Source organism: Delftia sp. DS1230, assembly GCF_040112715.1.
GTDB lineage: Bacteria > Pseudomonadota > Gammaproteobacteria > Burkholderiales > Burkholderiaceae_C > Comamonas > Comamonas tsuruhatensis.
This window is the reverse complement of sequence record NZ_CP157763.1, coordinates 1192229-1206381: the sequence shown is the minus strand read 5'-3', so window position 1 is coordinate 1206381 and position 14153 is coordinate 1192229. Positions and strand designations below refer to the sequence as shown.

Below are 14153 nucleotides of genomic sequence, written 5' to 3'. Positions count from 1 at the left end.
TTTGAATGCCTTGATTGCGGTACAAGACCCTGGTCGTACAGCGTGCTAGGACCGCATGAAACCGGCGTGGCCCAGGCGGCGGACGCCGAGCAAGGGCCGCCCCGCAGCGAGGGCGTCGTCCCCCTCCCGCGAAGCGAGAGAGGGGGAAGCGACGCAGTCGCTCAGGGGGTGTTTCATTGCAAGCCGATGCTCTTCTTGATCAGGTTGAACACGGCCGTGTTGTCGATCACGCCCGAGAACGTATCGGCACCCATGCCTTGAGCCCCCAGGAACACGTCGCCGCCGCCGTGGGTTTCGGAGGCCAGGGGCACCACGGCCTCCTGCAGGTAGTCGGGGCTCTCCAGCGTGGCCGCGTCGATGGGGCCGCGCGTGGCCAGGCGCTTGGGACCGTTGCCGAAGCCCAGGATGGTGTAGGGATTGCCATCCACATCGGTGGAGGCCTTGCCGTCCACGTAGTTCTTGACCAGGCCCAGCACGCCGGGCTTGCCGGCCTCGGTCTTGCCGGTGCGCGCGGCATAGCCGTTCAGGTGCAGCGTGTGGTCATGGTCGGCTGTGACGACGATCAGCGTGTTCTTCAGGCCCGGATCAAGCTTGGCCATCTTGTCCAAAGCGGTCTGGATGGCGTTGTCGAAGGCCACGGTATCCTGCAGCGCGCGGCGCGCGTTGGTGGCGTGCAGTGCATGGTCGATGCGGCCGCCTTCCACCATCAGGAAGAAGCCCTTCTTCTTGGCCGACAGCGCGTCGATGGCCTTGCCCGTCATCTCGGCCAGGCTCGGTTCCTTGGTCGCATCGCGGTCCAGGTCATAGGCCATGTGGTCCTTGGTGAACAGGCCGGCGATCTTGCTGCCGTCCACGGGCAGCTTGTCGAACTCGCTCTTGTTGGCGGCGTAGCTGTACTTTTGCGTCTTGAACTCGGCGATCAGGTTGCGGCTGTCGTTGCGGCGGCCGCCGTCGGCCTTGGGCGTGAAGTAGTACGAGCCACCGCCCAGGATCACGTCCACGCCGTCGCCGAGCTTGCTGTTGTAGCCGGATCCGCCGGGCACCAGGGCCGCGGCGATGGTGTTCTCCGCATCGCGGTGGCAGACATGCGAATAGGTGGCTGCCGGCGTGGCATGCGTGATGCGCGCGGTGGAGACCACGCCCGTGCCGTAGCCGGCGGACTTCATCTGCTCGAGCAGCGTGGGAACGGCCTGGCCGTTGCCGCTGGGGCAGGTGCTGTCGTAGTTGGTGTGATAGGCCTTGCCGCTGGCATCCGTGGCCTTGGTGTCGGGCGTCATGGAGATGACTTCGTTGTTCATCTTCACGCCGGTCATGTAGGCGGCCATCGAGGGTGCGCTGTCCGTCACCTGGGCGTCGTTCGAGAAGGTGTGGACGAAGGCCGTCTCGGGCAGCTTGTCCATGGTCAGCTCACCGTCTTCGCCCACGCTGTAGATGCGCGCGGCGGTCATGGTGGTGATGCCCATGCCGTCACCCAGGAAGAACAGCACGTTCTTGGTCGGGGTGGCAGCGGACGATCCATCGCTGCCGCCACAGGCGCTCAACAGCAGCGACGCACCGGCCAGCGCGCTGCACAACATCTTCAGTTTCATGCGGATATCCCTCTGTAGGCAGGGGACCCCGCGGCAAGGCCGCGCCCTCCCCCTGTTGATTGATTTGTGCACTGTAGGAACAGCCCGTGACGAGCCAGTGACAGTCAGCCCAGGCCGGCAGGCGTATCGTTGCAGGCAAGGCGCTGAGGGCCGGATAGCATTGCGGCAAACCCAGCGACGGAACAAGGAACCCCATGAACCAGACAGCCCAAGACCCGATCGCCTCGCAGGCCCCGGAAGCGCCGCCCAGGCCGGTGCTCGACTACCCGTTCGAGGCGCCGCCGCAGCACGGGCAGACGCTGGAGGTGGCGCCCGGCGTGCTCTGGCTGCGCATGCCCCTGCCCTATGCGCTGGACCACATCAATCTCTGGGCCATCGATGACGGCCAGGGCTGGGCCATCGTCGATACGGGTGCGCGCACCGACGAAGGCGTGGCCACCTGGCGCGCGCTGTTCTCCCAATCCACCGATGGCCGCTCGCTGACGCGCGTCTTCGTCACCCACATGCACCCCGACCATGTGGGCTTGGCCGGATGGCTGACGCGCAAGTTCCATGTGCCCCTGTACATGACGCGCCTGGAGTACCTCAACTGCCGCGTCGTGGTCTCGGACTGCAGCCGCGAGGCCCCGCCCGACGCCATCGCCTTCTACCGCCGCGCAGGCTGGAGCGACAGCGCACTGGAGTCCTACCGCGCCCGCTTCGGCAACTTCGGCAAGCACATCCATGCCCTGCCCGACAGCTACCGCCGCCTGCACGATGGAGAGGAACTGCGCATAGGAAAACACCTGTGGCGCGTGGTGGTCGGCAGCGGCCACTCGCCCGAGCACGCCAGCCTGTACTGCCCCGATCTCAAGCTGCTGATCTCGGGCGACCAGGTGCTGCCGCGCATCTCGTCCAACGTCTCGGTCCACCCCATGGAACCCGACGCCAACCCCATGGCCGACTGGATGGAGTCTCTGGAAAAGGTCAGGCGCGAAGTGCCCGACGATGTGCTCGTCCTGCCCGCGCACGGCGATTGCTTTCGCGGCCTGCATGCGCGCATCGATTCGCTGGTGGCAGGCCAGGAGCGTGCCAGCGACCGGCTGCTGGCCGCCCTGGCCGAGCCGCGTCGCGCCGTCGATGTCTTCGGCGCCCTCTTCTCACGCCCGATCAGCGAATCCAGCCCCGCCCTGCTGGGCATGGCCACGGGCGAAAGCCTGGCCTGCCTGAATCATTTGATGCATGCGGGGCAGGTGCAGCGCAGCGTCGATGCCGATGGCATCGCCTGGTACCGCGCCGTGGCGGGGGCCTGAGACTGCAGCGGCAACCGGCTCAGGCTGCCTGCAGCAGCGGATAGCGCTGTGCCATCGCATCCTGCAGGCCGAACTCCGCCAGGATGGCGCGCATGCGCTCGACCGCACTGCGCTTTTTCTGCCCCGTGTAGCGCGCAATGATCAGCTCGTTCTTCATGCTGTGCTCCCAGCCCACCAGCTCTGTCACGGTGACCTGGTAGCCGCAGGCCTCCAGGTACAGGCAGCGCAGCACGTTGGTGAGCTGGCTGCCCATTTCGCGGGTGTGTATGGGATGGCGCCACAGTTCGGCCAGCGGCGTGCGCGTCAGGCTCAGCGCCTTGGTCTGGCGCAGGCAGGCTGCGACCTCGGCCTGGCAGCAGGGCACCAGCACCATGGCCTTGGCCTTCTTCTCCAGGCCGAAGGCGATGGCATCGTCGGTGGCGGTGTCGCAGGCGTGCAGGGCCGTGACCACGTCGAATTGCGCAGGCATGAAGTCGGCATGCGTGGATTCGGCCACCGACATGTTCAGGAAGCCCATGCGCTCGAAGCCCAGCTCGGCAGCCAGCTTCTGCGAAGCCTCCACCAGCGGCGCGCGCGTTTCTATGCCGTAGATATGGCCGCGCCCCAGCGGCTTGAAATACAGGTCGTAGAGGATGAAGCCCAGATAGGACTTGCCGGCGCCGTGGTCGGCCAGGGTGACCGCATGGTCGTCGGCCGACAGTTCTTCGAGGATGGGGGCGATGAACTGGTACAGGTGGTAGACCTGCTTGAGCTTGCGCCGCGAATCCTGGTTGATCTTGCCTTCGCGCGTGAGGATGTGCAGCGCCTTGAGCAGTTCGATGGACTGGCCGGGCTTGAGGCCCAGCTGCGCGGTCACATCCTGCTCGGGCTTTGCGGCAGGCTTGCCCTGGCGCGCCTTCATTCGGCAGCGCCCGGCTTGGCTGCGTGCGCCATAGGGCAGCGCGCGCCCACACCCAGGTCCAGCCAGCCTTCGATGCCGATCTTCTCCAGCGTCTCCATGTTGCGCTCGTAGATGGATTCGGCTTCGGGGAACACCTCGACCGCCTTGTCTATGCTGTCCTCGCGCAGCAGGTGCAGCGTGGGATAGGGCGAGCGGTTGGTGCAGTTGGTGACGTCGTCGGCTTCGGTGCCCTCGAACTGGAACTGCGGGTGGAACGAGGCCACCTGCAGTATGCCGCCCAGGTCCAGCTCCTCGACCATGGCGTCGGCCACTTCGAGAAAGTCGTTGAAGTCCAGGAAGTCCTGCAATGCGTGCGGCAGGATCAGCAGCGTGGTGTCGCGCTTGTCCGGGGAGGCCTCGGCCAGGGCTTCCAGCTCGCGGTGCAGGTCTGCCGCCACGCCTTCGGCGTCGGTGGCCTGGCTGACCGTGTAGTGGATCTGGCCCTTGATGTGCACGCCCTTGGCGAAGGGGCACAGGTTCAGGCCGATCACGGCCTTTTCGAGCCAGTGCACCGTATCCTCGATCACGGTGACAGGCGGAAACTCGGCCGCGCGAATCTCGTGGTTGGTATCGGTCATGGCTGTGCCCTTCAAAAATGCGAACGGGGGCACTGCGCCCCCAGACATTGCGAAACCGTCCAGGAACCCTTCCCTGCCCTGTCACGCAGGGTCCGCATTCTAGCCGCGCCGCCCCGGCGACGCCGTTGCTCGGATTTCTCAGCCCAGCAGGCGCAGGCCTGTCAGCAGCTCATGCTCGCGGGCCGCGTAGCGGTCCGTCATCCCGGCGATGAAGTCGGCCACCACCCGCGCACGCGCCGATACGTCCTCGGCCAGCATGGCCCGCTGCACGAAGCGCGGCTTCATGCGGTCGGGCTCGACCATGTAGGCCGCAAACAGCTCGGCCACCACCTGCTGCGCGCCTTCCATGGTCTTCACCACCTGCTCATGGCGGTAGAGATTGCGGAACAGGAACTGCTTGAGCTGTTGCGACTGCTGCCTCATGGTATCGCTGAAGCCCACCAGAGGGCCAGGCTGGGCGCGCACCTCGTCCACCGAACAGGGCCGCGCCTGCGCAATGCGCTGCTGCGTGGCAGCGATCACGTCATAGACCTGATCGCTGAGCATGCGGCGGATGCTTTCGTACAGCAGGCGCCGCTCGGCCAGGGGCATGCCCAGTTGAGGATGCTCGGCCAGTGTTGCGTCGTGATAGCGCGCGAACAGGGGAACAGCCTCGCACAGCTGGGGCATGGTGATCAGGCCGGAGCGCACGCCATCGTCCACGTCATGGGCGTTGTAGGCAATGGCATCGGCCAGGTTGCACAGCTGGGCCTCCAGCGAAGGCTGCCAGCCCAGCAGAAAACGCTGCGCCACCCCGCCGGGCTCGCGCGCCTCCAGGTGCTCGGCATTGGTGCGCGAGCAATGCTTGAGAACGCCCTCGCGCGTCTCGAAGCTCAGGTTCAGGCCGTCAAAGGCTGGATAGCGCTCTTCCAGCCGGTCCACCACGCGCAGGCTTTGCAGGTTGTGCTCGAAGCCGCCATGCGGCTGCATGCAGGCATTGAGCGCATCCTGGCCCGCATGGCCGAAGGGGGTGTGGCCCAGGTCGTGGGCCAGACAGATGGCCTCGACCAGATCTTCGTCCAGTTGCAGCGACCGGGCCACCGAGCGGCCCAGCTGGGCCACTTCCAGCGAGTGCGTCAGGCGGGTGCGGAACAGGTCGCCCTCATGGTTGACGAAGACCTGAGTCTTGTAGACCAGGCGCCGGAAGGCCGAGGAATGGACGATGCGGTCCCGGTCGCGCTGGAAGTCGCTGCGCGTGGGCGCAGGCGCCTCCGGGAAACGCCGCCCCCGGCTGAACGCCGGGTTGCAGGCATAGGGGGCCAGGGCCTGTTTCTGCATTCGATCGCCTCATCATGCTGACAAGGGCACTCTAGCAGTTCCGGCTTGCCCCCCAGCGCCGCGCGTCAGGCGCAGCAGGCGTCTATGACTTCGCGCACCAAGGCATCGGGCGCCGAGCGCATGACGGCCTTTCCCGGCCCGTCAATGAGAACGAAGCGGATCTCGCCCGCCTCGGACTTCTTGTCCACGCGCATCAGCTCCAGATAGCGGCCAGCGTTGTCACGCGCATCCAGCACGGCGCCGCGCACCGGCAGGCCCGCACGTTCGATCAGCACGCGCAGCCTTTGCACAAAGGCGGCATCCACCAGGCCAAGGCGCTGCGACAGCTCGGCCGCCATGACCATGCCGGCGCCCACGCCTTCGCCGTGCAGCCAGTTGCCGTAGCCCATGCCGGCTTCGATCGCATGCCCGAAGGTGTGGCCGAAATTGAGAATGGCGCGCAATCCGGCCTCTTTCTCGTCCTGCCCCACCACCCAGGCCTTGATCTCCACGCTGCGCTTGATCGCGTGCGCCAGTGCAGTGCGGTCGCGGGCAAGCAAGGCATCCATGTTCTCCTCCAGCCAGGCCAGGAAGTCCATGTCGGCGATGGGCCCGTACTTGATGACCTCGGCCAGGCCGGCGCTCAGCTCGCGCACGGGCAGCGTGTCCAGCGAGGCCAGATCGCAAACCACCAGCTGCGGCTGGTAGAAGGCGCCGATCATGTTCTTGCCCAGCGGATGGTTGATGGCGGTCTTGCCGCCCACCGACGAGTCCACCTGCGACAACAGCGTGGTGGGCACTTGCACGAAGGGCACGCCGCGCATGTAGCTGGCGGCAGCAAAGCCCGTCATGTCGCCGATGACGCCGCCGCCCAGCGCGAACAGCACGGTCTTGCGGTCGCAACCACCGGACAGCAGGTCATCGAAGATCAGATTCAGCGTCTGCCAGTCCTTGTGGGCCTCGCCATCGGGCAGCACCACGGTCCGCACGCTGCGGTAGCGCTGCTCCAGCACGCGGCGCAGTGCGGGCTCATAGAGCGGTGCGACCACATCGTTGCTGACGATGACGGCCTGTGCCGCAGAAGGCAGCGCGGCATAGGTGGCTGCCTGGTCCAGCAGGCCGGTGCCGATGGCAATCGGATAGGAGCGCTCACCCAGGTCAATGGTCACGACCTGGGCAGCAGGCGAGGAGGAGGCGTGGGGCAAGATGATGTCGCTCCAGGGGAGAAAGAATGAAAAGGTTTCCGCGACACGGCAGCGCGCCCGGCAACTGCCGATCTTAAAGAAAAAGGCCTCGGCAAGTGCCGAGGCCTTTGGTGTTTCAGCGGGCAGCGTTCAGGCCAGTTCCGCCTGCATGCGTATGCGCTGGGCGGCCTGCGCCACAGACAGGCCGGATGTCTGGATCACGAAGTGCGCCGTCTCCAGATACAGGGGCTCGCGCTGCAGCAGCAACTCGCGCAGGCGCAACGCCGGATCCTCCACCTGCAGCAAGGGCCGCGTCACATCGTTGCGCAGCCGTGCGGCGATATCCTCTGGCGTGCAATCCAGGTAGAAGACCTGGGTGCGCTCATGCAGATGGCGGCGGTTTTGCTCGCGCAGCACCACGCCGCCGCCCGTGGACAACAGCAGACTGGATGTGGAGGCCGACAGCTCATCAATGACCTGCGACTCCATGTCGCGAAAAGCCTGCTCGCCCTCACGCTCGAAAAACTCCCGGATGCTGCAGCCCAGGCGCTGCTCGATCACATGGTCCGAATCCACAAAACGCATCGACCACAGGCGCGCCAGCTGGCGCCCTATGGTCGATTTGCCGGAGCCGGGCAGGCCGATCAGGGCCACCCGGGTTACCAAGCCTGAAACATCCATTTGCTGTTACCGCACGGGCCATGGGAAATCAAAATTATCTCCCATGGCCGTGAACGGCATCGCCTTTACGGCGTCGTGGTTGCCGGCTTGGCCACCGTGATGGTCATGTTCCTCGTGATCACCGTGTTGTCGGCATCCGTGACGCGCACAATCATGTTGAAGGTGCCATCCGCCGTCGGAGTACCCGACAAGATGCCGTCGCTGGACAACGCCAGCCCTTCGGGAGTGCCACCCAGACTCACCCACGTGTAGGGAGCGGTACCGCCGGTTGCCGACAGTGCGTACGCCAGGGCCACACCACGGACGCCAGAGATAGTCGGTGCAGTGAAGGCCAGAGGTGCCTTGGCCGCAATGGTCACGGTCACGGTCTTGTCGACCACGGTGCCCTGTGCGTCCTGCACACGTACCAGCATGTTGAAGGTTCCGACCACCGTCGGCGTACCGGAAAGCACGCCGTCGCTGCTCAGGCGCATACCGTCTGGAACACCGCCCAGTGTCGACCAGCGGTAAGGAGGAATGCCGCCTGTTGCTGCAAAGCCGTACACCAGAGGCTGGTCCTTGACACCCGTGATGCTCAAGCCATCAGGCAGGGCCAGAGGCGTCTTGGCGATCTCATGGTAGACACCCACAACGGTATAGGCCCTGATGGGATCCTGAATGCCATTGCTGACATCATTGTCCCGGCGGTCCACGGTCGTTTCCAGCACGATGGCGCCGCTATCGGGGCCACTGGAAAGCGACAGCTGTGCGATGCCGTTGAGCGAATTGACTTGCAACGAAGAGCCAGCCTTGGATCCAGAGATCAGGCGCGCACCTTCATAAGCCGAGCTGGGCAAAATCCGAACCTGCACATTGGGGCTGGTACCAGTGACCGGTTGATTGCGGTCGTCGACCACCTTCACTTCCAGTGCTACGTTATTTCGCAGATTGGAGAGGTTGTCGCGGGATCCCAGATAGCCAGGCGTCTGGGTCACGGCCAGCGTGCTGGCAGGAATGCCCTGCGCAGCGCCACCGACATTAACACTGGTCACAGCACTCACCTGGCGCTTATCGCGGGGATCGGTCACCGTGCAAGTCACGCTTGCTACACCAGCCTTGTCGATTGCGTGCAAGTGGAAAGTGGCACTACCAGAGTTGGAGCCCAGCACAATGGAACGACTGGCTGAGATATTTCCTTTATCGTCTTTTTTATCCGTTCCATCAAGATAATACAGAACTGCCGAATCAAGACCTGCAGTTACGGCGCATTGAAAAATGCCATCCCCACCAGGAATAGGCATATTTCCTTGACGAGCCTCGACATACATTGTTGTCGTATATGCCGCATCAGCACCAATACCAGGACCGGCATTTCCAATATTCACCGGCAGCTGCGTCTTATCTGCGCGCAGCGAAATGGTATACGGCTGATTTGTCTCACCAGCACTCCCTCCACCACCACCACACCCGGCCAGACCGAGTGCCAGCATGGCACCGAACATGATTTTTTGCATGATTATCTATCTCCTACTACATTCAACGAGCACTTCTGATGTCAGCCAACATCTTCGGTGTAATAAATACCAGCATTTCCCGCTTCTGGGACTCTCTCACGCGACTTTTGAAAAGATGCCCCAGAACAGGGACATCGCCCAATAGCGGAATCTTGTTTTCCGTATTGGTCTCCTCCATCTCGAAGATACCGCCGATCACTACAGTTCCACCATTCTGGACAAGAACCTGGGTACGCACATGCTTGGTATCGATGGCAACGCCTTGCAACGTGCTCTCACCACGTGAATCCTTGTTGACATCGAGGTCCAGAATGATATCGCCTTCGGGAGTGATTTGAGGCGTCACCTCCAGTTTCAGAACAGCCTTTTTGAAAGCAATGGTCGTCGCACCGTTAGGCGCAGTCACAGAGTAGGGGTACTCAGTACCCTGCTCAATCAATGCCTTGGTTTGATCAGCCGTTACCAACCTCGGGCTGGAAATGATCTTTCCCTGGCCATCGGACTCCATGGCAGAAAGCTCAAGAGTCAGGAATCGATTTGCAGCCGCATTGAAAATAGACATGGCAAACGTCCCGGAGTTCGCCACGTTTGACAGCTTCCCAGGCAGATTGACAAAATTTCCCGAGGTATTCACAGCCTGCCCGCTTGCCCCAGCTGAAGCATTGGCATTGTCAAAACCCGTACCGATGGCCACGCGGTTATCCCCACCAATGCTGTATCCCCCATCGCCACCGCGTTGAGCCCGCAAATCCCCGCCGCCTAGACGGACGCCCAGTGCACGGCCAAATGTGTCACGGGCTTCAACGATACGAGCTTCGATCAGCACTTGGCGAACAGGCACGTCCAGTGTCGCCAGCAGCACCTTCACTTCTTCCAGTTTCGTGGCTGTGTCGGTCACGAACAGCTGGTTGGTTCGGGGCTCCGAAATCGCAGATCCGCGCTCAGACAGAAATCTGGTGGAGGTTCCGCCAGTCCCGCCGCCACCACCGCTGCTTGCGCTGATCTGTTGAAGAATATCGGCCGCCTTCGCATAGTTCAGCTGAAAGCTCTGGGTGCGCAGCGGCTCCAGTTTCTGGATTTCCATCGCGGCTTCATAGTCACGCTTGGTGCGCGCATCGATCTCATCCTTGGGCGCAATCCAGAGCACCGAGCCCGACTTGCGCATGCCCAGGCCCTTGGCATCCATGATGATCTGCAGCGCCTGGTCCCAGGGAACATCCTTCAGACGCAGGGTCAGCGCCCCGGAAACCGTGTCCGAGGTCACGATGTTGAAGTTCGTGAAGTCGGCAATCACCTGCAGCAGGGACCGCACTTCGATGTTCTGGAAATTCAGGGAGAGCTTTTCACCGCTGTAGCCGGGGCCCTGCGTGAGCTTGCCCACATCCACCTTTTTCTGGCGGACCTCGATCACAAACTGGCTGTCGCTTTGGTAGGCACTGTGCTCCCAGTCACCGACGGGAGCGATACGCATGCGCACGGATTCCCCCTGCTGCACCGAGGAGATTGTCTGCACCGGTGTTCCGAAATCCGCAACATCCAGCTTGCGGCGCAAGCCTTCAGGCAGGGAGGAACGCAGAAAATCGACGACCAGTTCCTTGCCTTCGCGGCGCAGGTCCACGCCGACCTGGCTATTGCTCAATCCCACGACGATGCGGCCCGAGCCATCGCTGCCACGACGGAAATCAACATCCCGAATGGGTTGGACATCGCTACCGACGGCTGTCTTGGCTTCGAACACACCCTGCTGTGCAGAAGGCTTCACCGCAGCAGACGCAGCTACAGGATCCAGCAGGATCAGCAACGCCTTGCCTTGGCGCTCAGTGCGGTAGGAAGTCGCCGTTTTCAAATTCAGCACCAGCCGGGAACGGCCCGAGGCCTCCACGATATTGATGGAACGCAGGTTGCCCTGGTTGAGCTCGACCATCGATTTGCCCGTCGCATTGGTTGCGCCAGGAAAATCCAGCGCGATCCGTGCAGGCGACTGGATCGCAAATCCGGTCGGGTCCGCAACCAGCGCTTCGGAAAGCTCGATGCGCACCACCTCGGTGCTCCCCTGGAGGGAACCGGAGACCGACTCTATCGCGGACTGCGCCCATGCAAAAGAGCCCAGCAACCAACCGCCCAAGGCGATTCCCCAGCGAGCTTTATGAGACATGCTGCGATGTGTACCCATCATTTCCTTCCCTCCTGCAACTCCAGTGTGCTATTTCTTTCTATCCAGTCGCCGCTGCCATCCTGGACGATTTCCCGCAACTGGATGGAAGTCTCCGTGATCCGGGTGATCTTTCCGTAGTTCTGTCCCAGGTAATTTCCTGCACGAACCTGATACAGCAAGGCTCCTACCTTGATCAGCGCCGTAGGCACACCCTTCTTGTCCAGGCTGCCCACCATGGTCATTGCATCCAGGGGCTCTGCTTCCAGCGGCTCCTTGCGGCGGTTGAGTTCTGCGGCAATCAGGCTGGTATTCGCATTGGTCTGGGCCGATTCCTTGCGCAGCACCTGCATCAGTTTCAAGGGATTGAAGGGGTCCATGCCATCAGCCCCCAGGTAGGCTTGGGGCGTAAACGCTTTGGGCTCTTCCAAAGGCTTGACCCGAGGCTTTGCATTGGCTTTCTCCTGCGCCATCCAGGTTTGCAACTCCTCTTGATCAGAAGAAGTGCAGCCCGAGACGGCCAAACAGCCAGACAACATAAGCAAGACGCTGCAGCGCATGTGTCTCATTTCTTCTTGCCCTTCCCGGCAGCCGCGCGCTGCGCCTGCACTTCATCGGCATCCAGATAGCGGAAGGTTCGCGCCGTCGCCTCCATGCTCAGGACCTCGCTTCCGTCCTTGCCCACAGGGACAATCGACAAGTTGTTCAAGGTCACGATGCGAGACAGGTAGGCCACGTCGGAAGCGAATGAACCGATGTCATGAAAGCGTCCTGTGACCTTCAAAGCAATGGGCAGCTCGGCGTAGTACTCCTTGACCACCATCGCCCCGGGGCGGAACGTTTCAAACTGAAGGCTGCGCCCCAGTCCGGCCTGGTTGATGTCCGAGAGCAGCGCAGCCATTTCCGCCTTGCTGGGCAACTGCTTTTCCAGCTGTGTCACATATTGCTGGACTTGTTCACGCTGCTTCTTCAGGCCATCCAGGCTGACCGCCTTGGACAGCTTCTGGCTGAAGTCCTGGCGCAGCGTGACTTCGGTGTTGCGCTCTTGCTCCAGCATGTCCTCATAGTCCTTGATCAGTACGTACCAGAGCAAGGCGGCAACGCCCAACGCAATGGCAACGCACAACAGAAAACGCGGCAGCAAGGGCCACCGCGAAGGATCATTGGGATCAAGACCACGGAATTGGCGCTGGATGTTCTCCTGCAGTGCGGAGAAGTCGATGTCGTTCTTTTTCTTCTTGGCCATCACTGGGACTTTCCTGGGTTGGCCGCCGTCGGAAGGCCTTTCTCCGCAACGCTGGCGCGCGTGAGCTGGAAGCGCAGATTGAACGCTGCAGCACGGCGCTGGTCCTTGGGCGTGACGTTGACCGTCTTGGCCACGATCTCCACCAGTTCCGGCTTGGAGATCCAGGGCGTTCCCTCGGACAGATTGCGCAGCATCTCGGACACCCGCTCATTGGACTGCGCCGTGCCCTGCATGGTCACGGCCAGACCTTCCTGCTTGATGCTGGTGATGTAGACGCCATCGGGCAGTTGGGACACCAGCTCGTTGAGCATGTGCACCGGCAGATTGCGATCGGACTGCAGGTCTTCCACGGCCTTCTGACGTGCACGCAGGGCAGTGATCTCATCCTCCAGCCCGGCGATTTCCTTGATCTGGGACTCCAGCACCGTGATCTCGGCGCGCAGCATGCTGTTCTTTGCCTGCTGGGCTTCGATCATCATCTGGTACCACCAGTAGACAGCACCAATGATCAAAACCCCTATCAGGGCCGAAAGGACCATGGTGGCCTGGAATGCTTCCTTGCGTCGCTTGCGTGTGGCTTCTCTGTGAGGAAGCAGATTGATCAGGATCACGACACAAACCTCCGCATGGCCAGACCGCAGGCGGTCAGGTAGGCGGGGGCCTCGCGCGACATGCGCTTGAGGCGCACGCCGCTGCCGACTTCCATGCCATCGAAGGGATTGGCAAGGCTGCAGGCGAATCCGGTCTGCTGCGTGATGGCCTCGGACAGGCCGGAAAGCGGTGCCGAGCCGCCAGCCAGCAGGATGTGGTCTATGCGGTTGTGGGGCGTGCTGGTGAAAAAGAACTGCAGTGCACGCGACACTTCCTGCGTCATGCTCTGCACGAAGGGCTTGAGCACGGCGGAGGCGTAGTCCTCCGGCAGTTCGCCGTTGCGCTTCTTGGACTCGGCCTCTTCGAGGGAAAAACCATATTGGCGCGCGATCAGCTGCGTCAGCTGGGCGCCGCCAAAGGCCTGGTCACGGTCGTACAGCACCTCGTCGTCACGCAGGATCTGCATGCTGGTCGTCATGGCGCCTACCTCGAACAGCGCCACCAAAGCGTTGTTGCCCTGATTGGGCAGGCGCTCGATCAACCGTCCGGCGGCCATGCGGGAGGCATGGGGCTCGATGTCGATGACCATCGGCTTGAGGCCGGCCGCCTCGGCCAGGCCCTGGCGGTCCTGCACCTTCTCGCGGCGGGAGGCGGCAATGAGCACATCCACGTCGCCAGGCGAATTCGATGACGGGCCTATGACACAGAAGTCCAGACTCACTTCGTCGAGCGAAAAAGGAATGTACTGATTGGCCTCGGATTCGACCTGGACCTCCAGTTCCTGCTCGCTCATGCCATCGGGCAGCGAAATCTTCTTGGTGATCACGGCCGAAGCCGGCAATGCCATGGCCACGTTCTTGGTCCGCGTGCCGCTTTTTTTGACCAGCCGCCGTACAGCCTCTGCCACTTCGTCGAACTTTTCGATGTTGCCATCCGTGATCCATCCCCGCTCCAGCGGCTCGATGGCACAGCGCTCCAGCAACAGTTCGCCCGACCTGGCACGAGACAGCTCAACGAGCTTGGCGCTCGAAGAACTGATGTCGATGCCTAGCAAAGGTGCGGGCTGGCGACTGAATAAGGATCCCATAGCAATCAACTTGCCCTCCCTCTT

The 14153-nt window shown here is 62.5% G+C and carries 13 protein-coding genes; 1 reads left to right on the top strand and 12 read right to left on the bottom strand.

Going from position 1 to position 14153, the window contains the following annotated elements; all coding sequences use genetic code 11:
* Positions 1 to 173: 173 nt before the first annotated feature.
* Positions 174 to 1589: an alkaline phosphatase gene (locus AAN986_RS05395; RefSeq protein ID WP_043789997.1), complete on the bottom strand. Its 1416-nt coding sequence runs from the start codon at positions 1587 to 1589 to the stop codon at positions 174 to 176.
* A 194-nt stretch (positions 1590 to 1783) separates the two neighbouring features.
* On the opposite strand from AAN986_RS05395, the gene AAN986_RS05390 reads away from it, so the two are divergent.
* Complete coding sequence (locus AAN986_RS05390; RefSeq protein ID WP_047217113.1) at positions 1784 to 2881, top strand: MBL fold metallo-hydrolase; 1098 nt, start codon at positions 1784 to 1786, stop codon at positions 2879 to 2881.
* 19 nt (positions 2882 to 2900) lie between these two features.
* Here the strand turns inward: AAN986_RS05390 and AAN986_RS05385 are convergent, their stop codons facing one another.
* The 11 genes from AAN986_RS05385 to AAN986_RS05335 all read right to left on the bottom strand — a co-directional run bounded on the left by AAN986_RS05385 (position 2901) and on the right by AAN986_RS05335 (position 14138).
* A complete protein-coding gene (locus AAN986_RS05385) occupies positions 2901 to 3782 on the bottom strand; it encodes an SAM-dependent methyltransferase (protein WP_047217114.1) in 882 nt (293 codons plus the stop codon).
* Entirely contained in the window at positions 3779 to 4399 is a 621-nt protein-coding gene (locus AAN986_RS05380; protein WP_016445546.1) for a DUF1415 domain-containing protein, read from the bottom strand. Before AAN986_RS05380 ends, AAN986_RS05385 begins: the two co-directional genes overlap by 4 nt.
* Before the next feature lie 138 nt (positions 4400 to 4537).
* The gene (locus AAN986_RS05375; RefSeq protein ID WP_047217115.1) at positions 4538 to 5716 is read right to left on the bottom strand and encodes a deoxyguanosinetriphosphate triphosphohydrolase; all 1179 of its coding nucleotides are present in this window, start codon (positions 5714 to 5716) and stop codon (positions 4538 to 4540) included.
* A gap of 65 nt (positions 5717 to 5781) precedes the next feature.
* Positions 5782 to 6900 (bottom strand): 3-dehydroquinate synthase, encoded by a 1119-nt coding sequence (aroB, locus tag AAN986_RS05370; RefSeq protein ID WP_034364813.1) that lies wholly within the window; start codon positions 6898 to 6900, stop codon positions 5782 to 5784.
* Between the two features lie 129 nt (positions 6901 to 7029).
* Positions 7030 to 7560 (bottom strand): shikimate kinase, encoded by a 531-nt coding sequence (locus AAN986_RS05365; protein ID WP_016445543.1) that lies wholly within the window; start codon positions 7558 to 7560, stop codon positions 7030 to 7032.
* A 65-nt stretch (positions 7561 to 7625) separates the two neighbouring features.
* Entirely contained in the window at positions 7626 to 9053 is a 1428-nt protein-coding gene (locus AAN986_RS05360; protein WP_016445542.1) for an Ig domain-containing protein, read from the bottom strand.
* Positions 9054 to 9075: 22 nt separating this feature from the next.
* The gene (locus AAN986_RS05355) at positions 9076 to 11229 is read right to left on the bottom strand and encodes a type IV pilus secretin PilQ (protein ID WP_082138029.1); all 2154 of its coding nucleotides are present in this window, start codon (positions 11227 to 11229) and stop codon (positions 9076 to 9078) included.
* Positions 11226 to 11774, bottom strand: a complete 549-nt coding sequence (locus AAN986_RS05350) for a pilus assembly protein PilP (RefSeq protein WP_034364816.1) — start codon at positions 11772 to 11774, stop codon at positions 11226 to 11228. Before AAN986_RS05350 ends, AAN986_RS05355 begins: the two co-directional genes overlap by 4 nt.
* Positions 11771 to 12451: a type 4a pilus biogenesis protein PilO gene (locus AAN986_RS05345; protein WP_016445539.1), complete on the bottom strand. Its 681-nt coding sequence runs from the start codon at positions 12449 to 12451 to the stop codon at positions 11771 to 11773. Before AAN986_RS05345 ends, AAN986_RS05350 begins: the two co-directional genes overlap by 4 nt.
* Positions 12451 to 13062: a PilN domain-containing protein gene (locus AAN986_RS05340; RefSeq protein ID WP_016445538.1), complete on the bottom strand. Its 612-nt coding sequence runs from the start codon at positions 13060 to 13062 to the stop codon at positions 12451 to 12453. Before AAN986_RS05340 ends, AAN986_RS05345 begins: the two co-directional genes overlap by 1 nt.
* A complete protein-coding gene (locus AAN986_RS05335; protein ID WP_026062715.1) occupies positions 13059 to 14138 on the bottom strand; it encodes a pilus assembly protein PilM in 1080 nt (359 codons plus the stop codon). The genes AAN986_RS05340 and AAN986_RS05335 overlap by 4 nt, the downstream gene beginning before the upstream one ends.
* Positions 14139 to 14153 lie beyond the last annotated feature (15 nt).